This is a genomic window from Bacillus sp. z50, assembly GCF_058313585.1.
In genome coordinates this window covers 16,650-40,188 of record NZ_JBZFQL010000002.1, presented here as the reverse complement: position 1 = coordinate 40,188, position 23,539 = coordinate 16,650, and the positions used below count along the sequence as shown (strand labels likewise).

Genomic DNA, 23,539 nt, shown 5'->3' with positions numbered 1-23,539 from the left:
CATTGTGATATATTTACTATATGAAATATTAAAGAGGTGCTTTTGATTGAGTGACAAAGCAGTTGTTTGAATAACCGTGAATAACCTGCGTTTTAAGGTTATCCGTGATTATAAAGAGTATGAGAAAACTTGGTCCAAGTCATCCCTTGAGGAATACGGGGAAGACGTGTATGTAATGGGGGAGGGAGAAGAGGAGGATGCTATCCTAAAAATACACAGGAAAAACCGTAGGCGATGCCGATAGCACACCTCCCGATCCCGATGAATCCATAAGGGAGTGGATTACCTACTCGTATGATAACGAGAAACATTCCCCGACAATCCCAGATTCAAAGGTGATTACAGAAGGAGATTCACACGTAGAAGTCAGGCTCGATGAGGACTCGAATCGGTTCGGTGAACATTTTGGATTTAACAGAAATAATGGAGACAGCTGAATCCAATGGAAACACTGGGCTTGTGCAGTATCGTGTGCAGCTTCTGTGCAGTATTTGTCCAATGTATAAAAATACAGGAGTAATGGGTTTTTACTGAAAATAGAAAAAGGCTCAACACCTTGATACACTTGGGGTTAAGCCTGAAGTATGGACCCCACCCTGTCAATTTACTATTCTGAATCTTATACACAATATATGCATAAATAGAGTCCAAACAGTCCATTAATTCAGGGTGCCATTGATTATTTATACAAACTGAATCTCTTAATTCCGTTGTTTATAGAAACCCATAGTATCAATTTGAATTCTTAGAAAAAATATAGACCAGAAGCAAGGATCTGTGCGTTTGTTTAATCTGGATTATTAGTATGATATTCCTCTATATCAACTTTTAGCCGCCATTGGATTAACTATTTGTAAAATCCACAATAAAATTACTGTCTTGAGTATTGCTAGTCTTAAAATATATTTCCATCGCTTTCAATAAAAGAAGGATTTGGAAATTCTCATTAGGATCCTTAAAATCTGTCTTCAAATACTCTTTCAAGTTTTCTAGTCGATAGAGAAGTCCACTCTTTGAAATCTTTAATAAGCGTATCGTGGATTCAATTTTTAAATTATTATTTAGATATATATATAAAGTTTCTAAGAGCTCAATCCGTTTTTGTTCCTTTAATGAAAAGATTCCTGCAAATCGATTATTCGCAAGTTGCTTAATATGTTCTATATTTAAATCATTAATAAATATTGATAAAACACTAATATCTTTAAATGCAGTAATGGATGCGTTGGGGTTGGAGATGAGAGCAATTGCAGCCTCATTATAGTGAGAGTTTGCCTCCAAAATGCTATGTCCTATCTCGCTGTAACCAATTTGAACAGGATAATTAGGGAATTGTTCCATTAAAGCTTCTCTTAAATTACTAAAAACCTTCTGAACCATAGAATGATCTTTTAGAGGATGAAATAACAAAATAACTAGTTCCATCTCCTTAAAAGAAATAAGTATACGCTGTTTTTTTAAGTGTTCCCGAACAAAGTTTTCAAACTCTTTTTGAATCCTATACATATTATTATTCCTTCTCACAATAGCAACGGTGTATAGTTGGTTAATATCAATATTAAAGTAGCGAGACCTAGAAAGAATCTGATTTATATCTGATAAACGTTGATGCAAAATATCATTAGTAAACTTGGATTCACTCTCTGCTTTTGATTTTTCTATAATAGAATTCATCATAAGTAGAACAGAAATTACATTTGTCAATTTAGATAGTATTAAATAGTCATATGATGAAAATGTTGTTGGATGCATCGATATAACTGACAAATATGCAACGACTTTATTTTTAATGACAATCGTGTTTGTTAAACGAACATGATTATCTAATTGAACAACCTTTTTTGTAAAAGGAAGTTGCTGACGCTTTTCAAAAAAATAAGTACCTAATTGATTTCTTTCATTTTGGTCATATATCTGCATATCCTGCTCAATTAATTGTCTATCGATCTCTGATAAATTAGTAGAATGTATAAAGTTATAAAATATATCTTCTATTAAAAAGGTTCTGCCAAAAATTTTTTCAGCTTCTTTAAATATATCCTCTACTGTTGCTCCATCAATAATCGCTTGAATCATTTCACTTTGAATATTGCCAAGTTCAATCAGATCAAACGATACTTGATTTTCAGAGTTTTCATTTGATTCATCAGGTAAAGGGTTAACAGTATAAAACTCCCATGTACAATTTTCGTCACCTCTTGCTACACAGGTTTTCTCAACTACCTTTACTTCAAACTGAAAAATGGTGCTCATATAGCCAGTAGCAAATCCCATAAGTGTATGACAAACTGGTACATCACTTTGACCAAAATAATCTAGATGAACTTTTGCCTCGTAAGACTGTAACCACGTTCCTATACCATAAACAGCCTTAACTGATTTATCACCATAAAATTCAATATACCCTTCGAAAATCGAACCGTTTATATGTCCTTTTTCACAATGAAGAGTAGGCCCTTGTTTAAGTAGATCTTGTATATCGAAATATTTTTCTCTCATTCGGTGAGCTTCTGAAACCCCTAATTGATACCCATAATTAAACATTAATTTTGTTGCTTTCTCTATCCCATTTATTTCAATGATATCTGCTTTTAGAAAACTTAAAGCCTTAACGATTGCAATATTGTCGATATCTTTCTCCCTATTTTCAAGATGAAAAGTAGTCCTTTTTAAAGAAATAACACGTTGTTCCAACCTATTCCCCCCTTAATTGTAAGAAGTGCCTCAAAAAATATTGTTATTTCTCTCTTAATACTAAAATACCATAAAAAAGAAAAAACCAAACGAAATATACTGAAAACGCTTTCAAATTAATACAATTAGTCTGTTTTCAGAATATTTTATATCTAATATATTGAATGTGTAAATGATAAAAAACAAACAAAAAAGGGGAAAAGAAAATGTTACCAGAGATTGCTAAACTAGGTCATATTGCTTTAATCACACCGGATTTAAAAAAATCACTATGGTTCTTCTCTGAAGTCTTAGGTTTAGAAGAAACAGAAGTAGTGAATGGTACACATTATTTACGTGCATGGGGAGATTTTGAACACCATACACTATCGCTAAAACAAGGGGAAAAATCAAAAGTAGATCACATTGGTTGGCGTACAAAACGTCCTGAAGATGTAGAGAAATTTGCTGAATTACTAACTGAGGCTGGAGCAGAAGTGAAGTGGGTTGAATCGGGTGAAGAAGCAGGTCAAGGAAGAGCAATTCGCTTTGAGTTACCCAGTGAGCATCCATTTGAAATTTATTATGAGATGGAAAAAACGCAACCAGATCAAGACCGCAAATCCGTGCTAAAGAACCAACCTTATAAATCTTGGAGAAAAGGTGCTTCACCTCGTCGTATTGACCACGTGAATCTAGCGACTTCACACGATCCATCAGTAATTCATAAATGGTTAATTGATAATTTGGGATTTAAAATGCGTGAATATGTAGATTTAGGAAATGGAGTTATTCAAGCTGGTTGGTTAAGTGTAACTCCATTGGTTCATGACATAGCTGTTATGGCTGAACCGGAAGCTAAAACACCTAACCGTTTACACCACCTAGCTTATTGGTTTGATAATGCCCAAGATATATTACGTGCAGCTGATATTTTAAGTGAAAATGGAATTGAGCTTATTGGGCCAGGTAAACATGGTATTTCACAGGCAATTTACTTATATGTAAAAGACCCAGGTAGTGGTCATCGTGTGGAACTATTTTCAGGAAGTTATTTGATTTTTGAACCTGATTGGGAGGCTATTAAGTGGACTCCTGAAGATTTAAAAGTTGGTTTAACTTATTGGGGACAAGATCTTCAGGGAATGGATGCTGATTCAACAGAAGCATAGGAGGGACTATAATGAGCTATTCAACAGAAACTTTAGATACAGGTCGGTTTCAAACGTTCTATTGTGAAGCAGGACAAGAAAATGAGGAAGTAATCGTATTCCTACACGGTTCAGGTCCCGGAGCGAATTCAGTAAGTAATTGGCAACATATTTTACCAGAGCTTGCAAAGAACTATCATGTGATTGCTCCTGATATGTATGGATTTGGAAATACAAAACACCCCGAAGTACACCCAAAATCATTTTGGGAATGGACTCAGCTACGCGTTGAGCAACTGCTTGAACTACTTGATAAGAAAAACATAGAGAAATTCAGTCTCGTAGGTAATTCAATGGGTGGTTATGTGTCGTTAAATGTTGTTATGTATGCACCTGAACGAGTGAAAAAAGTTTTACTTATGGGCAGTGCTGGTGGAGAAACACCGCCTACTCCGGAAATAATACGAATGGTTGGTTTTTATAAAAACCCAACGTATGAAAACCTACGAAACTTAACAAGTTGGTTTGTTTATGATCCTGCAACGATTCAAGATTCATTAGAAGATATTTTAGAAATTCGATATGAAACTATTCAACGTGAAGAGATTCGCAATTCCTATTTGCAAAATATGTTCCCTATGCCTGGGGAAGGTCATATTCCTCCCAATGCATTACGTCAAATGAAACAACCATTCTTACTACTGCATGGTTTTAATGACCGATTTGTTCCAAAAGAGAGCAGTATTAATTTGATGGAACATTTACCTAATGCAGAGCTTCGTTTATTTACACAGTGCGGACATTGGCTGCAGGTAGAAAAGCGAGAAGATTTCATTAAAGCAGCTAAAGAGTTCTTCTAGTTAACTAGAATACAATAACGTGAGGTCACTAAAGAAGAGATTTTAATGTTTTTTAGTGGCCTCACCAGTATTTAAAACTCCGAATATAACATCTTCGCTAACTAAGATTTGTTATAAACTTGAAAACGTATAATAGGAGGGTTATAAATGTCAGTTGATACAAAGCAAAAATCCAAAGGATTTACAGATGTTGAACTAGAGCTTATTGAAAAAGCACGTGAAGCAGGCCTACTAGCAGAATCAGAAGTAGCAACTTCCGAAATAAATGCCTCTGTTTCTCGAAACTATGTTAATAAGTTAATTGAATCAGGAATTACTCGTGCAAATCTACCGAAAGAATATGGTGGTCCACAAATTTCGTTACGTGGCCTTGGAGAAATTGTACGTACTATCGCGTACCATAATATCTCAGCTGCATGGTTAGGTTATTTCTTCCCTTTACACAACTCCTTAACAGCACACCTTCCACAAGAAGGTAGAGACGAAATTATAAATTCAAACGGTTTGATCGTGGATGTTTTCGCGCCAGTTGGACAAGTAACCGTGGTTGATGGCGGTGTTCGCTTAACAGGTACTTATAACTATACAAGCGGTGTTAACTTTGCAGAATGGATTGGTTTAGGGGCAATTGCTCAATTACCTGAATCAAATCAACCAGAATTAATTATGTGTTTCATGCGTAAAGATGAAGTGAAAGTAAATGAAAATTGGGATACATTTGGTTTACGTGGTTCAGGTAGTAACCAAGTGATTGCAACGGAAGTATTTATTCCAAGAAGACGCGTTTTAAGACTTGAATTAGCGAATGATACACGCCGTCCACCGGAGGGTTCTAATTATGATCCCGATTATCCTTATTACCATGTACCATACTTCTCTGCATTCTATCTTGGGTTTCCAAATATGGCATTAGGTGGAGCTAGGCGTTTGCTGGATGAATATAAAAAGAGAACAGAAGCACGTGTTCGTCTACATGGAGAAAATGAAAAAGATTCTCCTCGTAGTCAGCGAATTCTAGCTAAACTTATGTTGGAATATAAAAAAGCGAATGGTTTAATGGAACAATATTACGATCTATTAGCAACTTATGAAACAGAAGGTCCATACGAAAAAGGGGAGTTTTCTTCACTACGTGCAGAAATTATTAAAATTTGTCAAGAAATCGCTACGACAGTAATGGTCTCACTCGGTGGGGCATCTCTAACAAAAAATGACACAATTGAAGTGTTTGTACGAGACATCATTGCCGTAGCCACACATATAACGTCTCTATATGAAGATGCACTATACACATATGGTCGTAATTTATATGGCTATCAAGGAATTGGTATGGGCTAATTCACCTTAATAACGAGTCAAAAAATGAATGTTTATTCAATTGAAATATGAGTAAACAAGGGGGATTTAGACATGGCAAAATTAAAGGTAGCCATTTTAGGGTCAGGCAACATTGGTAACGATTTGATGAAAAAAATTCAGCGGTCCTCTTTTCTAGAGTTAACGGCTGTTATAGGGATCGATCCCAACTCCGAGGGCTTACGAAAAGCACGTGAAGCAGGTTTTCAAGCTATCGATACGGGAATTGAAGGCTTTCTTCAAACTCCAGGACTTGCAGATGTTGTGTTTGACGCAACTAGTGCTTATGCACATGTGAAGCATGCAAAGCTACTAAAAACTCACGGTAAGAGAGTAATTGACTTAACCCCAGCAGCAATTGGACCACTTACAGTACCAACAGTGAACCTTTACGAACATCAACAAGCAGATAACGTAAATATGGTGACATGTGGTGGACAAGCAACAATTCCAATTATTTATGCAGTATCTCAGCTTTATGAGGTAGAATATGCGGAAATTGTTGCCACAATTGCAAGTAAAAGTGCTGGTCCAGCAACACGTGCGAACATTGATGAATTTATTGCAACCACTTCACGTGCCATTGAGGTTGTCGGCAAAGCAAAAAAAGGAAAAACAGTTTTAATTTTAAACCCTGCTGAACCACCAATTATGATGAATGACACGATTCATCTGTTAGTAGATCAGCCGGTAATCGATAAGGAAGCACTGATTGGCTCACTTGGAAAAATGGAAAAAGCAGTTCAACAATATGTTCCAGGGTATCGCTTAAAAACACGTCCATACATTGAGGGAAATCGTATCACTGTATTCCTGGAAGTTGCCGGTGCTGCTGATTATTTACCTGCTTACGCTGGTAATTTGGATATTATAACAGCTGCAGCTATTAAAATTGCTGAGGAATGGGCAAAGGCAAAGACCACTGTGTAAAGGAGGAATACGATGAAACGCGATATTATCATAACAGAAGTAGCTTTACGAGATGGCAGTCATGCGGTCCGTCATCAATTTACAGTTGAGCAGGTTAGGAAAGTTGTTGCTGGCTTAGATTCAGCAAACGTACCATATATCGAGGTTGCTCATGGAGATGGTCTTGGGGGATCGACGGTTCAGTACGGCCATTCACATACGGATGAGTTTAAGCTCATCGAGGCTGCTGTAGAAACTGCCGGAAATTCAAAAATCGCTGTACTTTCCTTACCAGGAATTGCAACGAAGCCTGATATTAGACTTGCAGGAGATTTAGGTGTTTCTATGGTTCGCGTCGCTACACATGTCACGGAGGCAGACGTTTCATTACAGCATCTAAGCTTAGCGAAGGAGCTGGGTCTAGAAACAGTTGGTTTTCTAATGATGTCCCATATGGCTGAACCAAGTAAAATTGTAGAGCAAGCAAAAATTATGGAAAATGGTGGAGCAGATGTCATTTATATTGTAGATTCTGCAGGTGCTCTACTTCCAATTCAGGTAGCGGATCGAATAAAAGCATTGAAACAAGAAATAAACGTTCCTCTAGGTTTTCATGCACATAATAATTTGTCACTGGCTGTGGCAAATTCATTAACTGCTATTGAACATGGAGCTGATCGTATAGATGGCAGTATCCGTTGTTTAGGTGCTGGTGCTGGTAATACACAAACCGAAGTACTAGTAAGCATATTGGATAAAATGAATATTGTTACAGGAATTGAATTATATAAAATAATGGATGTAGCTGAAGAAATTGTAGCGCCAATTCTGCCAACACCTCAAGAGATTACACGCGGTAGCTTAGTATTGGGGTATGCGGGTATTTATTCAAGCTTCTTATTACATGCGCAAAGAGCTGCAGAAAGATTTGGTGTAGATGCACGTGATATTCTCATAGAGATCGGTAAACGTAAAGCAGTTGGTGGTCAAGAGGATATGATTTTAGAGGTTGCTGCGGAGTTGAAAAGTGGAACAGTAAAGGCTTGAAAATTATTTTTAAGCAAGTTTTGAAGATCCTTTATGTTTAAATACGAATAATAGGCTATCCAGTAAATCTATAAAAGTTAAATCATTAGGGGAGGTTCAAAAATGGATGATCGTTTATTTAGAAGTGCAATGGGTAAATTTGCAACTGGTGTGACAGTCATTTTAACAGACCTAGAGGATGTAACACATGGAATGACAGCGAATGCTTTTATGTCCGTTTCACTTAATCCAAAATTAGTAGTGATTTCGATTAAAGAAAACGCACGTATGCTATCTAAAATCCAACAAGCCAAAAAGTTTTCAGTCAATATTTTAAGTTCTAATCAGGAAGAAATTTCTAAAGTATTTGCAGGTCAAATTAAAGATCAGGAGGTAACATTTAATCGTTTAACAGATGTACCTGTTATCCCTGGGGCTATTGTGCAAGTTGCTTGTGAAGTTTCTGCTGAACATGTTGAAGGTGACCACACATTATTCATTGGTAAAGTAACTAACATTATGGTTGAAGATGGTGATCCATTATTATTTTTCAATGGAAAATATCGCAGCCTCGAGGAATTAGTTGAAGTATAAGGGAAATGGGAATCTCTAACAAGGATGATAGAAGGAGTTATGCTAATGAAAACGATTTTAATTAATGCTCTAAATTTACAGGGAATTTATACTAAGGTAACTCCTTGTGTTATGGCACTTGGCTATTTTGATGGTGTCCATCTGGGACACCAGCGTGTCATACAAATTGCCCGTAAAGAAGCAAATAATCGTGGATTTCCATTAGCACTAATGAGTTTTAGGCCACATCCTATCAATATCTTGTCTGGCGGGAAGCGATGTATTTCTCATTTAACGACACTTTCTGAAAAAGAAATGATGCTCAATCGTTTAGGTGTGGACATATTTTATCTTGTCGATTTTACACTTGATTTTGCAGCACTGTCACCCAAACAATTTGTTGATGCCTATTTACTAAATCTTGGTGTAACACATGTGATTGCAGGTTTTGATTTCTCTTATGGATCTAAAGGTGCAGGAAAACTTAAACATATTCCCAATGATTCAAAATATCAAATTACTGTAACCGAGGTACAACGTGTAGACTATTTAGGTGAAAAAATTAGTTCAACAGCAATTCGACAACGATTACTATCGACCGATGTGCATGAGATTCCTCATTTTCTTGGAAAGCACTATACCGTTAAAATGCTTTGGGATGGAAATCAATTCAAACCTATGGAGCCGAAGATGCTTCCTAATGAGGGGATTTATGAGGTTGTGTTGGAGTACGGTCAGTATAAAATCAAGTCAATTGTTTCTGTCAACGAACATGGTAATATACGAATTATGGATTCGTTCAATAAGGTAACAAAGGGAAATGTAAAAATTCACTGGCTGCAGCCTAGCCAATCAAGAAGTTTAACTAGAATTTAATCTTTAGAGGAGGGGAGTTATGGTAACAGAGCAATTAATATCTAATGTAATTCAACTGCTTGATAAAGCACATGAAAAACATCAATCAATTCTACCACTTACAATACAAGAGCCGACAATGACTATTGATGATGCCTATGCCATTCAAGTCAAACGAATTAAAATTGCAACAATGCTAGGTGATCGTATCACAGGCAAAAAAATTGGTTTAACATCATTTGCAATGCAAAATCTCTTAGGTGTAGATCAACCGGACTATGGACATCTTTTAGAGTCGATGTATGTAGAAGAGGGGGCAGAAATTTCCCTAAGTCAATTATTTCAACCAAAAATTGAAGGCGAAATTGCATTTGTACTGAAGGAAGATTTAGTTGGCCCAAATGTTACTGTAGATGATGTTCTACGGGCAACAGATTATGTTGTACCTGCCCTTGAAGTTGTTGATAGCCGTATTAAAGATTGGAAAATAAAACTTGAAGATACGGTTGCCGACAATGCCTCTTGTGGACTTTATGTTCTTGGATCAAATAAAGTTCACATAAGTGACGTAAATTTAATTAGCATTCATATGCAACTTTTAAAAAATAACCAAGTGATTAATGAAGGAAAAGGGATGGATGTTTTAGGAGATCCGGCTCTATGTGTTGCTTGGTTAGCGAATAAATTATCGGAATATGGTGTCACACTTAAAGCCGGGGAGGTTATTTTATCAGGTGCCTTATCCGCAGCGGTAGTAGTAGAAAAAGGAGATCAGTTTACAGCCAAGTTTACACAAATTGGTGAAGTAAATGTTCACTTTGTGGAATAAATTTAGACCTAATATGACTTTGATAAAATAACTATCAAACTAAGAGCATTGAATTAGCAAATAAAACCTATTGGCAGCTACTTCCATGAAGTGCAACCTTTCATAAGGTTAGAAAAAATCCGTTTTCCTTTAGAAAGCGGATTTTCTATAATTTACAATATTGTTTTATTGCACTTCTTTTTCTATTTCAGATTTTTTAAATACCAGCATCCTTAAGAGAGGCTTCAGAACTTAGTGGCGGTTATGTAAAGGTGTAAATCCAATTTTGTCCCATTATGCCCCGTCTTAATCTTAGCTACTTCTAATTGTATAACTCTTCGTTTTTGATGTATGTCATTAATAACTTTCTTCCTTTAGGTAAATGAAAGGCTCTTGCATTAAAGCTACCATAATTAATGTTGGGAATTGGCAGTTCTAAACATGATTTCTGGTTTATTTTTTATTCCTATATTTTAAAAAAAGTCATAAGTATGATTTTTAAGTTTGCTAATTTAAATGTCAATATATTTATTAAATTGTTTTTTTGCAAATTCCACCATAACACGTGTTATTTCTGAATAGTGAGTATTATTTAACCTCACAAAACCAATAAATTGGTTTTGTGGAAAAGGTACTATTAAATCAATGAGAACAATATCCTCTTGTTGAATAAAATAAGGATCAGTTATGAAACTATAATTTAAGCCTATGGTAATAGCAGTATTATTTGAAAGACTTTTACGGATTGAATCTAAATTATTTGTTCTTAAAGCAATATCTATCTTATCAAAATTATTATCACTAGATAAAATATCCATTATTTTATAATCATCATGAATTGCTATTGGATAGTCACTAATATCTGAAAGTGTGACTGATATCTTTTTGGCAAGTGGAGATGTATTATTTACCGCAATCACAGTTTTACAAGAAGTTACTTTTTCAAAGTAATATTCCTTTTTTTCTAATTGATCTTTATCATCAAATGCTAAAAGAGCAATGTCGATATCTTGATTTAACAGTTTCTCATATATTTGTGTTGTACTTCCTTCGAATAGGTTGGATTTTATTAGAGGATAAGTTTTTTTAAAATCTGAGAAGGAGTCAATTATTAAGGGCATAAAACCGGGTAATGAACCGAATCTTATGGTTCCATTAAGTTCATTCTTGATTATTTGGATGGTTTCATTTAGAATCTCAATCTTTAAAATTATTTCCCTAGCTTTATTAATTATTAATTGTCCCTCTTTAGTAGGAATTGTACCAGATCGAGACCTTTTAAATAATTTGATATTAATTTCCTTCTCAAATTGTGATAAAGATTGGCTTAATGTTGGTAAAGTGATATTTCGATTATTTGCCGCTAATGTTAAAGACTTTGTTTTAGATATTTCTACAATGTTTGCTAGTTGTTCTAAGTTCAATATATTCACCCCTTATATACTTAAAAAATAACTAAGTTAACTTAAATATAATTAAATATATTTAAAATAACAATTCATTTATAATAGAAATGTACTAAAATTTTCACAAATTAAATTATTGTGACATTGACATTATATTCTTTTGTCATAAAGGAGGATTTGAAATGAGATTACAAAATAAAGTAGCTATTATTACTGGAGCTGCAAGCGGAATGGGTGCAGAAGAGGCAAAACTATTTGCTAAAGAAGGAGCAAAAGTAGTTGCAACTGACGTACAATATGAAAAATTAGAAGAGGTTGTAAATGAAATTATTCGTAATGGCGGAGACGCCTATGCAATAAAGCATAATGTAGCTTCTTCTGAAGAATGGGAATTTGTTGTTGAACAAGCAGTAGCTACTTATGGTAAGGTAGATATTTTAATAAACAATGCAGGGATCGGTGGTAAAAATCAATTTGGTACACCAGAAACAACTGAATTGGATGAATGGGACATGGTAATAAATATCAATCTTAAAAGTACTTTTTTAGGTATGAAGTACGTCCTACCTATTATGAAAAAAGTTGGGAGCGGTTCCATTGTTAACATATCATCTATAGCTGCAATGATTGGTACAGCAGGTCCAACTGCTTATACTGCAACAAAAGGTGCAATCCGTTCGATGACAAAAAATGTTGCTGCAAGTTATGGTAAATTTAATATTCGAGTGAATTCGGTTCATCCCGGCTTTATTAATACACCAATGATGAAAGGTACATTAGAAGATGAAAAAGCTTCTGAACATATTACATCCATTATTCCATTAGGCCGTCCATCTGAACCAATTGAAGTGGCACAGGGAGTATTATTCCTTGCATCAGATGAAGCAAGTTATTTAACAGGTACTGAATTAGTGATTGATGGTGGAGCTACAATAATTTAATCACCATCAATAAATGCTATTTAAAGGTTATACAAATTTTGTGAATAGAAGCTATTTTGTTCAATTAATAGCTTCTTTTTTATTAGAAATTTAATAAATTTTTATTTACGTATAATCAGAATAGAAACAACCAACGAAAAAATAATCCTTATATATCTTCCGGAATTTTTCTGATCTTTTTTAGTAGTCCTATTAATAGTATTATAAAATTTAATAATAGAGATACATAAGAACTGAAATTATAAGTTATCAAGCTATAGACAAATAACATACAAAAATTATTAACGTTGCTAGCATACTTTCCCTCCTAAATATTAAAAGCTCCTTAAAAACTACAAAAGTCAATTAACATTTCTACAATAAGCTAAAAATCACTACTCACTACTAAAAATAGACTACCCAAAAATCAGAAAAAATGAACTTTTATAAAATTATCTAAGAATTAAATTGGAAATGAATACTATCCTGTAGTGTAAAAACTATAGCATATCGGCCTTGATGCGGAAGAATAATCTAATAATATTTAAGATTCACTTATGTTAGAATATTCACAAACAAAGTGAAAGGAGAGCTAGTTTTGAAATCTATTTTACTAAAGTAGTAGGTTGATTGAGCATATATCTTCTTGTAATACAAAATTCCCATCTTATTTAACTAACGTTGTTGTAACGCTTGATATTAGTGGTTTCTAATTATACAGAATTGCCTTTTCTAAATGATTAGATGTATCTTTACCTATAATAGAAAATTCCCAGCCTTAACCGAAAAGTCATTCATATCAAGGGATACAGCAATTTTCTATTTGTCTACCATAAAAAAGATAGACCATAAAGTCTATCTAAAGAGTGTTGATTATACCTCCACTGTATTTAATGGATTATACTTGTCGTTTTGTTCTTTTAAATCATTTCCCTACATGGCAGCGTATTTTTCGGTTACGGCTATTGAGGAATGTCTCATTAGTTTTTGGATAGCAAATGTACTCATTCCAGAATGGATGCATCGTTGACAGAAGGTGTGTCGGAAAGTATGGGCTGATAATCTGACATCTTTAAAATTCATAATTCGTGCTAACCGTTTAAATACATTTTTTAAGGCATCGGGTGTGAATTCTTAGTTGTAACGATTAGTAAAGATATAATCACTTAAATACTCACGGCCAAATACTTGTTCACAGTATAGGTGGTAGGAAGACAATTCGTGAATAACCTTCTCTGTCACAGGAATAGATTCGCGCTTACGGTTTTTACCGAATAAAGAAAGGGTTTGATTACCTATGTCTAAATCAGTCCATTTTAGTGTAGTAAGTTCAGATAACCTGATGCCTGTACCAATTAAAACAATAATGTTTGTATGATCTCGATAGGCAACAAAGGGCTTTTTTCTATTAATCCTTCTATAGTAATGGAGCAGTTGTTTAATGTGATAATCCGTAAATACATCTATTCGGATATCTTCTTTGGCTTTGGGTACTTTGGTGGCAGGGCTCTTTTTAATTACTTCACATTCAACCATATTATTAAAGAAGGCTCTTGTACGATGTAACTTAGTGTTTGTGGTAGTAGGCTTATTACCCTTGTCCTTACAGTGAATTATGTATTGTTTAACATGAGAAGGGGAGACATCTTCAACAATAAGAACTTCATTCTCGTTGAAAAAGCGTAACATTTCGTTGAGGATTAACTTGTAAGTTTCCATAGTCTGTGGAGTTACATTTTTAAACTCTCTGTCTTCATAAAAATCTTGGATAACAAACTTTAGTAACATAGAAAATACCACCTCACATGATTTTGTGAAGTGGTCGTTGAGTATCGTAACAGGTTTTGCTACGACCATAACATTTTAGGTTATGAGAAAGTTGATTCAAACCTTGCTACGACTATAAGTATGATCCCGACTGGGTTCGAACCAGCGACCCCCACCCTGTCAATTTACTAGTCTGAATTTCTAAATTTAATCAAAGTAAGATAGTTTCTATTTTTTCATATAGACCGCAAACAATAACGGATTATTCATTCAAGCATTCTTCGGATTGCTTTTTTATATTTCTTTTTCATTATTATTGCAGGAAATATAGTTCTTGCTTGTCGAATTAATTATTTGGGAGATAGTTGAGTGTTTTAGCGGGAAGAGATTTTAAGAGATTGATGTTCCGTGTGAATATCAGAAGTAAAATTGATTCCTCCCATCACTTGGAAAGAATATACTGCTGCAAGTCCAGTGAATATGTTATGCCTAATTAATTCGGAATATTTTGATTTTGGAAAAGGGGGATACAGTAAATGAACGTACCATTAATACTTACGCAATTCTTAGACAGGGCCGTAAGCTTGTATGGGGACAAGCAGGCTATCATATGTGAAGATAGGGTATTTACATATCATGAACTAAATGAAAGAGTTAATCGGTTATCTCACGGTTTAAAGAATTTTGGGGTTCAAAAAGGGGATCGTATTGCCTACTTAGCGCCAAACTCTGTTGAAATGCTGGAGGGCTTTTATGGGATTTTCCAATTGGGTGGTGTGATGGTACCACTTAATAGTCGATTAAAGCCAGATGATTATCAATTTATTTTAAACCATAGTGAATCGAAAATCTTATTCGTTGATCAAGACCTTTACCATTTGATTTTGCCAATTAAAGATAAGCTAAAGACGATTGAAAAAATTATTGTTCATTATAAAGATTCAGAGACAGAAGAGGTAGGATATGATGTTTGGTTGGAAGAGCAAAGTGACGAGGCATTTGAGAGATTTCCTTTAGAAGAAGATGATGTATCCAGCCTTCTTTATACAAGTGGAACAACCGGGAATCCAAAGGGAGTCATGCTGACTCATCGGAATAACTATATTCATGCGTTAAGTACTATGCATCATCTTCGCATAACGGATGAAGATGTGTTACTTCATGTCTTACCGATGTTTCATGTAAATGGTTGGGGTTCTCCGTTTTATTATACGGCTAACGGTGCTACTCAGGTCTGCTCTCGAAAAACGACGCCTGAGATGATTTTTTCTGCCCTCGAAAAACATAAAGTAAACGTTATGCATATGGCTCCTACCGTGTTAAATGCACTCCTGCAATATTACGACCAGAATAGCTCAAATATTGAACAAGCAGTTCGAGTTGTCATTGCCGGTTCGGCACCACCGCCAGCCTTTGTTAGACGAGTGGAAAAAGAGCTGGGCTGGGATTTCATACAAGTATATGGAATGACTGAATCTTCTCCTTTAAGCTTGATTTCAGTTGTTCGCTCAGAATTAAAGGAATTATCTACTGAGGAACAATACCGAATTAAATCGAAGGCGGGGATATCGATGGTTGGCTGTGAAGTTAAAGTTGTGACTGAGCATGGCGAAGAAGTCGAGCATAACGGTAAAGAGATTGGGGAAGTCATTACAAGAAGTAATGGAGTCATGTTAGGGTACTGGAAGAATGAAGAGGCAACGATGGAGGCGATCAAAAACGGATGGCTTCATACGGGAGATATGGCTACTGTAGATGAATATGGACATATTGATATTGTCGATAGGAAGAAAGACGTTATCATAAGCGGAGGAGAAAATATCTCTTCCATCGAGGTTGAGGGCGTGTTATATGACCACCCCGATGTATTAGAAGCAGCGGTGATCGCTGTTCCTCATGAAAAGTGGGGAGAAACTCCGCATGCCTTTATTGTTCAAAGAGAGGGAAGAAACGTTTCTGAAGAGGAATTAATTGCATTTACAAGAGAGAGGTTAGCTCATTTTAAAGCGATAACAGGAGCAACCTTTGTAAGCGAACTACCAAAGACAGCTTCTGGGAAAATACAAAAGGTAGTCCTTCGTAATGATTACTGGGAGGCAGCCGGAAAAGGCGGGAAATTCGTCAATTAATAAAATATCAACTGAAGATTATTATGATAGGTAACTAGTAGGATTAGATTAGGAAAAATAAGTATAATCAATATAAAAAAGACTCGCTATCTGATTAGCGAGTTTTAACTTTCTTAGAATCTATTTAATGGTGCTACATATTTCGATTTAATTACTTAATTTAAGAACTACACTCAAAGTAGATTTCACATTCATTTTAACTATCCAATCAAAACCTAAATATTTGAATAAATAAAATAATTTGACAATTTCAAGAAGTTTAAGTTAGAATCTAAATCATAATAAATGAACATGGAGAGGGGTGAAGAAAACGGAATTAAAGGATCGCATTCTGGATACATCTGTTAAGCTGTTTGAAAAGCACGGCTTTCATGGTGTTTCAGTAAATGATATTGTTCAGGCCAGTGATACTTCAAAGGGTGGTTTTTATCACCATTTTCAATCAAAGGATGAATTGCTTTTCTCTATACACGACACATTTATCTCCTATGTCTTACGTAAAGCCAAAGAGGCTATCCACCATTATCAAACTCCACCAGAGAAACTTCAGCAGATTATTTACTCGTTTACGAAAGTATTTGATCTCTACCAATCTCACATATCAGTCTTTTATCAGGAAAGTAAATATTTAAAACCGGAACTGGATTCAACTATTAAACTGAAGCGGGATGAGTTCAGGCTATTAATATACGAAGTCATTAAAGAAGGTCAGGATTCCGGAGATTTTCGAAAAGAGATTCCTTTTGAAATCAGTGGTCTTGCCATATTGGGAATTGTGAACTGGACCTCAAAATGGTATCAACGAAACGGGCCAATGCCGATGGATCAGATTTCTGTGTATTTTACTGACTTTATTATGCATGCTCTATTAACCGAAGAGGCAAAAAGGAAATACGGACATTTTTTTACCACATAATTAAAGCGCTTACATATCTATAACAGACCAACCAGTCGGTCTTTCACAAAAGAGTAGGAGGATGAAAATGAACTTTGAATTGAGCACGGAGCAAAAGATGGTCCGCAATATGGCAAGAGAATTTGCGGAAAAGGAAATTAAGCCAATTGCGATTGAATTAGACCGGGAGTCAAGATTCCCTGAAGAAGTATTTAAGAAAATGGGTGAATTAGGTCTGCTCGGAATTCCCTTTCCGGAAGAATACGGAGGCTCCGGTGGAGATACGATCTCTTATGCGCTTGCAGTAGAGGAAATTGGAAGAGCCTGCGGAGGTACGGGCTTGAGCTATGCAGCTGCTGTATCACTTGGATCGAGTCCGATTTATTATTTTGGAACCGAGGAGCAAAAGCAACAGTACTTAACTCCATTAGCAAGTGGTAAGGCCTTAGCATCATTTGGATTAACAGAGCCTAATGCCGGATCAGATGCCGGAGGGACGAGAACAAAGGCCGTGCTAGAAGGAAATGAGTACGTAATTACAGGAGAAAAATGCTGGATTACAAATGCCGGATTTGCAGAAACGATTACGGTCACTGCGGTATCTGGTAAGACCAATACCGGAAAAAATATTATTTCCGCCTTTCTTGTACCAACTAATACGCCAGGGCTAAAGATTACTAGCAATTACGACAAAATGGGTGTTCGAGCTTCGAATACATCAGAAATAATCCTCGACCATGTTCGGGTACCTAAGGAGAATGTCCTTGGAGATCTCGAGGGAGGATTTAAACAATTTTTATATACACTGGACGGCGGCCGGATTTCAATCGCGGCTTTGGCGGTCGGGATTGCTCAGGCAGCATTTGATAAAGCGCTTGCCTACAGTAAGGAACGAATCCAGTTTGGACAGTCCATCTCTAAGTTTCAGGCTATTCAATTTAAGCTGGCAGACATGGCAATGGAAATTGAGCTGGCGAGAAATATGGTATTAAAGGCTGCCTGGCTTAAAGATCAAAAAAAGAATTTCACAAAAGAATCTGCCTATGCCAAGCTATTTGCTTCTGAAATGGGATTCCGTACATGCAATCAGGCGATTCAAATTCATGGTGGATATGGATATATGCGTGAATACGAAGTGGAGCGTTACTTACGTGATATGAAGTTATTGGAAATTGGCGAGGGTACATCAGAAATTCAGCGACTTGTAATATCCCGCCAACTAGGTTGCTAGCCTTATATTTTTTTAAGTGATAAGGAGGAACGAGATGGCGGATTTGGTTCAGAAAACAGTGGGTGCTCTTTTGGATGAAATAGCTCAAGAGAATGCGGAGCGAGAAGCAGTTGTTTATGCAGATCGAGGTCTTCGGTATACGTATAAACAGTTTAATGAAGTTTGCAAGGAGGCAGCCCGAGCGTTTATGTCGCTTGGAATGGAAAAGGGAGATCATCTTGCCATATGGGCGACTAATACTCCTGAATGGCTGATTACCCAATATGCGACAGGGAAGATGGGAGCGGTGCTCGTTACGGTAAATACGAGTTACAGAGCCAAAGAGCTAGAATACCTTTTGCAGCAGTCTGATTCAAAAACACTTATTTTAATGGAAAATGTGAAGGATCATTCCTATATTGAAACACTTTATGAAGTCATACCGGAATTAAGAGATGCACCTCCTGGAGAGCTGGTATCAGAGAAGCTGCCTTATTTAAAAAATGTTATCGTGCTCGGTGAGAATCGATATCCTGGTACGTACAGCTGGGATGATGTGATAAAAATGGCCTCCCACACATCAGAGCAGGAATTGGCTGAAAGGCTAGATTCCTTACACGACAGCGATGTCATCAATATGCAGTATACGTCTGGGACAACTGGTTTTCCAAAGGGAGTCATGCTGACTCACCGCAATATCGTCAATAACGCGATCAATATTTCTGAGGGAATGAAGCTGACAAATGAAGATCGTATGTGTATTCCAGTTCCTTTTTTCCATTGTTTTGGGTGTGTATTAGGAACATTAACAGCCGTTTCTGTTGGTGCAGCCATGATTCCATTGCAGGAGTTTAATCCGCGCAGTGTTTTACAGGTTGTTGAAGAAGAAAAATGTACCGCTCTTCACGGTGTTCCAACGATGTTCATTGCTGAAATGAACCTGGAGGACTTTGAAGAATACGATTTATCCACTCTGCGTACAGGTATAATGGCTGGTTCCACCTGCCCTATTGAAGTCATGAAGGGTGTAGTGGAAAAGATGGGGGCCAATGAAATAACGATTGTATTTGGACAGACCGAATCTTCACCTGGTATCACTCAAACGAGGACGGACGATCCGCTTGAATTGCGAGTCAGCTCCATTGGCAGATCGATGCCTAATATTGAGGTGAAAATCGTCGAGCCTGGCACTGAGAATGAAGTGCCTCGGGGGCAGCATGGCGAGTTAATCACACGCGGTTACCATGTCATGGAGGGTTATTACAAAAATCCAGAAGCAACTGCAGCTGCGATTTCCAAAGATGGCTGGCTTCATACCGGTGATTTGGCTGTCATGGATGAAAATGGGTATTGCGCTATTACTGGCAGGCTTAAGGACATGATTATCCGTGGTGGCGAAAATATTTATCCAAGAGAAATAGAAGAGTTTTTGTACCAGCATCCTTCTGTACTTGATGTCCAGGTCATTGGTGTACCAGATGCCAAATATGGTGAAGAAGTAATGGCATGGATCATTCCTAAAGAAGGCACATCCATAATAGCCGAGGATATCCGTACTTACTGCCACGGGAAGATTTCAAGGCATAAAATTCCGCGCTATATCGAATTTATAGACGAATATCCGATGACAGCTTCCGGAAAAATTCAAAAATATAAGCTTCGGGAACAATCCATGCAGATTTTGGGAACGTGAGGAGGAGCAGCATTGTTTAAGAAAATATTAATTGCCAATCGAGGGGAAATCGCTTCAAGAATAATCCGTACCTGTAAACGCCTTAATATCGAAACGGTTGCGGTTTATTCTGAGGCAGATCAAGAGGCACCATTTGTTAAGGAAGCAGATTTTGCTTTTCTTTTGGGTGGTCCAAGAGTAAATGAAAGCTATGTTAATACCGCGAAAATATTAGAGATTGCGAAAGAGCATGATGTGGAAGCTATCCATCCGGGTTACGGATTTTTAAGTGAAAACAGTGAGTTTGCGAGGGAATGCATAAGAGAAAATATTGTTTTCATTGGTCCCTCTCCGGATGTCATTGAACTAATGGGACAAAAGACAAAGGCAAGGGAGGCCATGGAGAAGTCAGGTGTACCGGTTGTGCCTGGAATATCATACCCGCTTGCTGATGCGGAGGAGGCAGTCAGGGTAGCTAAGAAACTCGGATATCCTGTAATGCTGAAAGCCTCTGCTGGCGGAGGCGGGATTGGCATGCAGTCAGTCTCAAATGAAATCGAGCTCATAAAAGCATATGAAGGCAATCAAAACCGAGCCCAAAGTTTTTTTGGCAATGGGGATATGTTCCTTGAGAAAGTCATTGTGAACCCGAGACATATTGAAATTCAAGTGCTGGCTGACAAGCAAGGCAATGCTGTATACCTTTGGGAACGTGAATGTTCCATTCAGCGCCGTAATCAAAAAGTGGTAGAAGAAGCACCATCTCCATTTGTTGATGAGAGTTTACGGAAAAGAATGGGCGAAACAGCATTAAAGGCCGTACGCGATTTAGGCTACTATAATGCCGGTACCTTTGAATTTTTAATGGATGAACAAAAGAATTTCTATTTCCTTGAAATGAACACGCGCCTGCAGGTTGAACATCCGGTAACAGAGGAGATTACGGGAATTGATATGGTTGAGGAGCAAATTAGGATTGCCTATGGGGAGAATTTACGTTTTACCCAAGATGATATTCGGTTAGAGGGTCATGCTATTGAAGTGAGAGTCTATGCGGAGGATCCCGTTACGTTCTTACCATCACCCGGGCAAATAACCCATCTGAAATTACCGAATGGTCCAGGTGTACGAAATGAGGTTGCTATCAGTGGTAACTCTAAGGTAACACCATTTTATGATCCGATGATTGCAAAACTAATTGTGTCGGCATCAAGCAGGGAAGAAGCTATAAGCTGTATGACAAAGGCACTTCAAAGCTATGAAATTCAGGGAATTAAAACAAATCTACCCATGCTTTTAACGGTCATCCAGCATGAAGCATTTAAGGCGGGAGACACAACAACTGGGTTTATTGAAGCAAATCTTAAAAAAATGAAAAACAGATAGGAGAGGTAATAATGGCTGAAGAAATCAAAGCAAGTATGGCAGGAAATGTATGGAAAATACAAGTGAAAGAGGGAGATACCGTTGAAAACGGTCAGGACATGGTCATTTTGGAATCTATGAAAATGGAAATTCCTATAGCCGCTGAAGGAGACGGACTCGTCACAGAGGTTGTCGTAAACGAAGGGGATTTTGTAAATGAGGGCGATGTTTTAATCCGTATTGACTAGAAGGGAGAGAACTTTTTTGGAGATACCTGAATTTGTACAAATAAAAGAAGTTGGCCCCCGGGACGGTTTGCAGAACGAGATGAATATAGCTCCGACTGAACAAAAAATAGAATGGATTGACCTGTTGAGCGAAACGGGTCTTTCTTATATTGAAATTACATCTTTTGTTGCTCCTAAATGGATTCCGCAGCTAGCTGATGCGCTGGAGGTATCAAGGAAAATCAAGCGCAAGGATACGGTCACTTATGCGGCTCTAGTGCCAAATCGAAAGGGATTGGAAAATGCGCTGTTAGCAAATATCGATGAAGTCTCTATTTTCATGTCAGCGAGTGAAGCACATAATCAAAAAAATATAAATAAATCCATTGCAGACACCTTTCCAATTCTTCAGGAGGTTGCAGAGGATGCATCAAAGGAAGGAAAAACAACACGAGCTTATGTATCGACAGTGTTTGGCTGTCCGTACGAGGGCGAAGTTCAGATTGATGCTGTCTTACATATATGCGATAAGCTGTTCGCGATGGGGGTAGATGAAATCTCTCTTGGCGATACAATTGGTATTGCCCATCCAAAACAGGTTGATTTTTTACTGGATGAAGTAACAAAACGGTTTAATAAGGATCGTATTGCGCTACACTTTCACGACACACGCGGCATGGCGCTGGCTAATATATTAGTAGCTTTAAAGAAAGGATATACGATCTTTGATTCCTCGCTTGGCGGTTTGGGCGGCTGTCCATATGCACTTGGAGCTTCAGGAAATGTAGCCACTGATGACTTAGTTTATATGCTTGAGAGGATGGGGATTCGTACGGGTATTGATGGAAGGATGTTAGCTGAAGCTGCAGATTATATTCAAAAACAGATGGGTATCCCTTTGTCGAGTAAACAAATGGCTATCCAGGAGAAAAAAGAAGGGAGAAGGGTCAACTGATGATCAAGCAATCCATACGAGAAGACGGGGTAGCGGTGATTGTATTAGATCAGCCTCAGAAATCCAACGCTTTATCTATTGAGATGTTAAAAGAATTGCAACAAACACTGCGTCTATATAAAGAAAATTCATCTATTCATTGCATAATCATTACTGGAAGCGGTGACAAAGCATTTTGTTCTGGTGCTGATCTAAAAGAACGGTTAAATATGACGCCAGCACAGGTAGGTGAAGCGGTCCGATTAATTAAGGAAACCATTTCCATGATTGACCAAATGCCGCAGCCGACGATTGCATCCATTAATGGGGCAGCATTTGGCGGAGGGCTTGAGCTTGCATTGGCATGTGATATCAGAGTGGCCAGCCATCATGCTAAGATGGGGCTCACAGAAACCTCTCTGGGAATCATTCCAGGCGCAGGCGGAACACAGAGGCTGCCGAGATTAATTGGAATCAGCAAAGCAAAGGAGCTTATTTTCACCGCTCGCAGGATAGATGCCATTGAGGCACTGCAAATTGGCCTGGTTAATCAAATCGCAAAGCCGGATGAACTGGAGACGATGAGCCTATCCATCGCAAGGAAAATTGCAGCCAATGCACCTATCGCAGTGAAGGAAGCTAAAAAAGCGATAGAAAGAGGTATGGAAACAGATTTAGTACATGGTTTGCAAATTGAAGAAATGAGCTATCAGGTTACGATTCCAACGAAGGATCGTATGGAGGGACTCATCGCATTCAAGGAAAAACGTAAGCCTGTATATACCGGTGAATAAACTCTCAAT

The 23,539-nt window shown here is 37.2% G+C and carries 19 protein-coding genes and 1 pseudogene; 17 read left to right on the top strand and 3 right to left on the bottom strand.

The features are described from left to right. Positions 1 to 843: 843 nt before the first annotated feature. The gene (locus AC4G3N_RS05995; RefSeq protein WP_491089900.1) at positions 844 to 2,694 is read right to left on the bottom strand and encodes a V4R domain-containing protein; all 1,851 of its coding nucleotides are present in this window, start codon (positions 2,692 to 2,694) and stop codon (positions 844 to 846) included. A 206-nt stretch (positions 2,695 to 2,900) separates the two neighbouring features. Between AC4G3N_RS05995 and AC4G3N_RS05990 the strand changes: the two genes are divergently transcribed. The 8 genes from AC4G3N_RS05990 (at position 2,901) to AC4G3N_RS05955 (ending at position 10,232) form a co-directional block, all read left to right on the top strand. Continuing rightward, on the top strand, positions 2,901 to 3,845 hold the full coding sequence (locus AC4G3N_RS05990; protein ID WP_491089899.1) for a VOC family protein: 945 nt from the start codon (positions 2,901 to 2,903) through the stop codon (positions 3,843 to 3,845). A gap of 11 nt (positions 3,846 to 3,856) precedes the next feature. Beyond that, on the top strand, positions 3,857 to 4,684 hold the full coding sequence (locus AC4G3N_RS05985) for an alpha/beta fold hydrolase (RefSeq protein WP_225983690.1): 828 nt from the start codon (positions 3,857 to 3,859) through the stop codon (positions 4,682 to 4,684). A 147-nt stretch (positions 4,685 to 4,831) separates the two neighbouring features. Then, positions 4,832 to 6,022 carry an acyl-CoA dehydrogenase family protein gene (locus AC4G3N_RS05980; protein WP_066104087.1) on the top strand — a complete coding sequence of 397 codons (1,191 nt, stop codon included), beginning with the start codon at positions 4,832 to 4,834 and terminating at the stop codon, positions 6,020 to 6,022. 72 nt (positions 6,023 to 6,094) lie between these two features. Beyond that, on the top strand, positions 6,095 to 6,970 hold the full coding sequence (locus tag AC4G3N_RS05975) for an acetaldehyde dehydrogenase (acetylating) (RefSeq protein ID WP_491089898.1): 876 nt from the start codon (positions 6,095 to 6,097) through the stop codon (positions 6,968 to 6,970). A gap of 12 nt (positions 6,971 to 6,982) precedes the next feature. Continuing rightward, a complete protein-coding gene (dmpG, locus tag AC4G3N_RS05970; protein ID WP_491089897.1) occupies positions 6,983 to 7,996 on the top strand; it encodes a 4-hydroxy-2-oxovalerate aldolase in 1,014 nt (337 codons plus the stop codon). A gap of 102 nt (positions 7,997 to 8,098) precedes the next feature. Then, positions 8,099 to 8,569: a flavin reductase family protein gene (locus AC4G3N_RS05965; protein ID WP_491089896.1), complete on the top strand. Its 471-nt coding sequence runs from the start codon at positions 8,099 to 8,101 to the stop codon at positions 8,567 to 8,569. A 45-nt stretch (positions 8,570 to 8,614) separates the two neighbouring features. Beyond that, positions 8,615 to 9,424: an FAD synthase gene (locus AC4G3N_RS05960; protein ID WP_066104075.1), complete on the top strand. Its 810-nt coding sequence runs from the start codon at positions 8,615 to 8,617 to the stop codon at positions 9,422 to 9,424. A gap of 19 nt (positions 9,425 to 9,443) precedes the next feature. Next, on the top strand, positions 9,444 to 10,232 hold the full coding sequence (locus AC4G3N_RS05955; protein ID WP_491089895.1) for a 2-keto-4-pentenoate hydratase: 789 nt from the start codon (positions 9,444 to 9,446) through the stop codon (positions 10,230 to 10,232). Positions 10,233 to 10,723: 491 nt separating this feature from the next. Here the strand turns inward: AC4G3N_RS05955 and AC4G3N_RS05950 are convergent, their stop codons facing one another. Continuing rightward, positions 10,724 to 11,635: a LysR family transcriptional regulator gene (locus AC4G3N_RS05950; RefSeq protein ID WP_491089894.1), complete on the bottom strand. Its 912-nt coding sequence runs from the start codon at positions 11,633 to 11,635 to the stop codon at positions 10,724 to 10,726. A gap of 164 nt (positions 11,636 to 11,799) precedes the next feature. Here AC4G3N_RS05950 and AC4G3N_RS05945 point away from each other — a divergent pair, with 164 nt between their 5' ends. Next, the gene (locus tag AC4G3N_RS05945) at positions 11,800 to 12,558 is read left to right on the top strand and encodes an SDR family NAD(P)-dependent oxidoreductase (RefSeq protein WP_140461402.1); all 759 of its coding nucleotides are present in this window, start codon (positions 11,800 to 11,802) and stop codon (positions 12,556 to 12,558) included. 912 nt (positions 12,559 to 13,470) lie between these two features. Here the strand turns inward: AC4G3N_RS05945 and AC4G3N_RS05940 are convergent. Continuing rightward, positions 13,471 to 14,325, bottom strand: a pseudogene (locus AC4G3N_RS05940) (tyrosine-type recombinase/integrase). A gap of 515 nt (positions 14,326 to 14,840) precedes the next feature. Between AC4G3N_RS05940 and AC4G3N_RS05935 the strand changes: the two are divergent. From AC4G3N_RS05935 to AC4G3N_RS05900, 8 genes are all read left to right on the top strand, one after another. Beyond that, positions 14,841 to 16,433, top strand: coding sequence for a long-chain-fatty-acid--CoA ligase (locus tag AC4G3N_RS05935; protein WP_491089893.1), 1,593 nt, complete (start codon positions 14,841 to 14,843; stop codon positions 16,431 to 16,433). A gap of 301 nt (positions 16,434 to 16,734) precedes the next feature. Beyond that, positions 16,735 to 17,349: a TetR/AcrR family transcriptional regulator gene (locus tag AC4G3N_RS05930; protein ID WP_066104057.1), complete on the top strand. Its 615-nt coding sequence runs from the start codon at positions 16,735 to 16,737 to the stop codon at positions 17,347 to 17,349. 67 nt (positions 17,350 to 17,416) lie between these two features. After that, positions 17,417 to 18,559: an acyl-CoA dehydrogenase family protein gene (locus AC4G3N_RS05925; RefSeq protein WP_140461404.1), complete on the top strand. Its 1,143-nt coding sequence runs from the start codon at positions 17,417 to 17,419 to the stop codon at positions 18,557 to 18,559. A gap of 34 nt (positions 18,560 to 18,593) precedes the next feature. Continuing rightward, positions 18,594 to 20,231: an AMP-binding protein gene (locus AC4G3N_RS05920; RefSeq protein WP_491089892.1), complete on the top strand. Its 1,638-nt coding sequence runs from the start codon at positions 18,594 to 18,596 to the stop codon at positions 20,229 to 20,231. Positions 20,232 to 20,243: 12 nt separating this feature from the next. After that, positions 20,244 to 21,596: an acetyl-CoA carboxylase biotin carboxylase subunit gene (locus AC4G3N_RS05915; protein WP_139891593.1), complete on the top strand. Its 1,353-nt coding sequence runs from the start codon at positions 20,244 to 20,246 to the stop codon at positions 21,594 to 21,596. 11 nt (positions 21,597 to 21,607) lie between these two features. Beyond that, the gene (locus AC4G3N_RS05910; protein WP_066104050.1) at positions 21,608 to 21,823 is read left to right on the top strand and encodes an acetyl-CoA carboxylase biotin carboxyl carrier protein subunit; all 216 of its coding nucleotides are present in this window, start codon (positions 21,608 to 21,610) and stop codon (positions 21,821 to 21,823) included. 16 nt (positions 21,824 to 21,839) lie between these two features. Further along, positions 21,840 to 22,757 carry a hydroxymethylglutaryl-CoA lyase gene (locus tag AC4G3N_RS05905; protein WP_491089891.1) on the top strand — a complete coding sequence of 306 codons (918 nt, stop codon included), beginning with the start codon at positions 21,840 to 21,842 and terminating at the stop codon, positions 22,755 to 22,757. Continuing rightward, the gene (locus AC4G3N_RS05900; protein ID WP_066104044.1) at positions 22,757 to 23,530 is read left to right on the top strand and encodes an enoyl-CoA hydratase; all 774 of its coding nucleotides are present in this window, start codon (positions 22,757 to 22,759) and stop codon (positions 23,528 to 23,530) included. Before AC4G3N_RS05905 ends, AC4G3N_RS05900 begins: the two co-directional genes overlap by 1 nt. Positions 23,531 to 23,539: the final 9 nt, after the last annotated feature.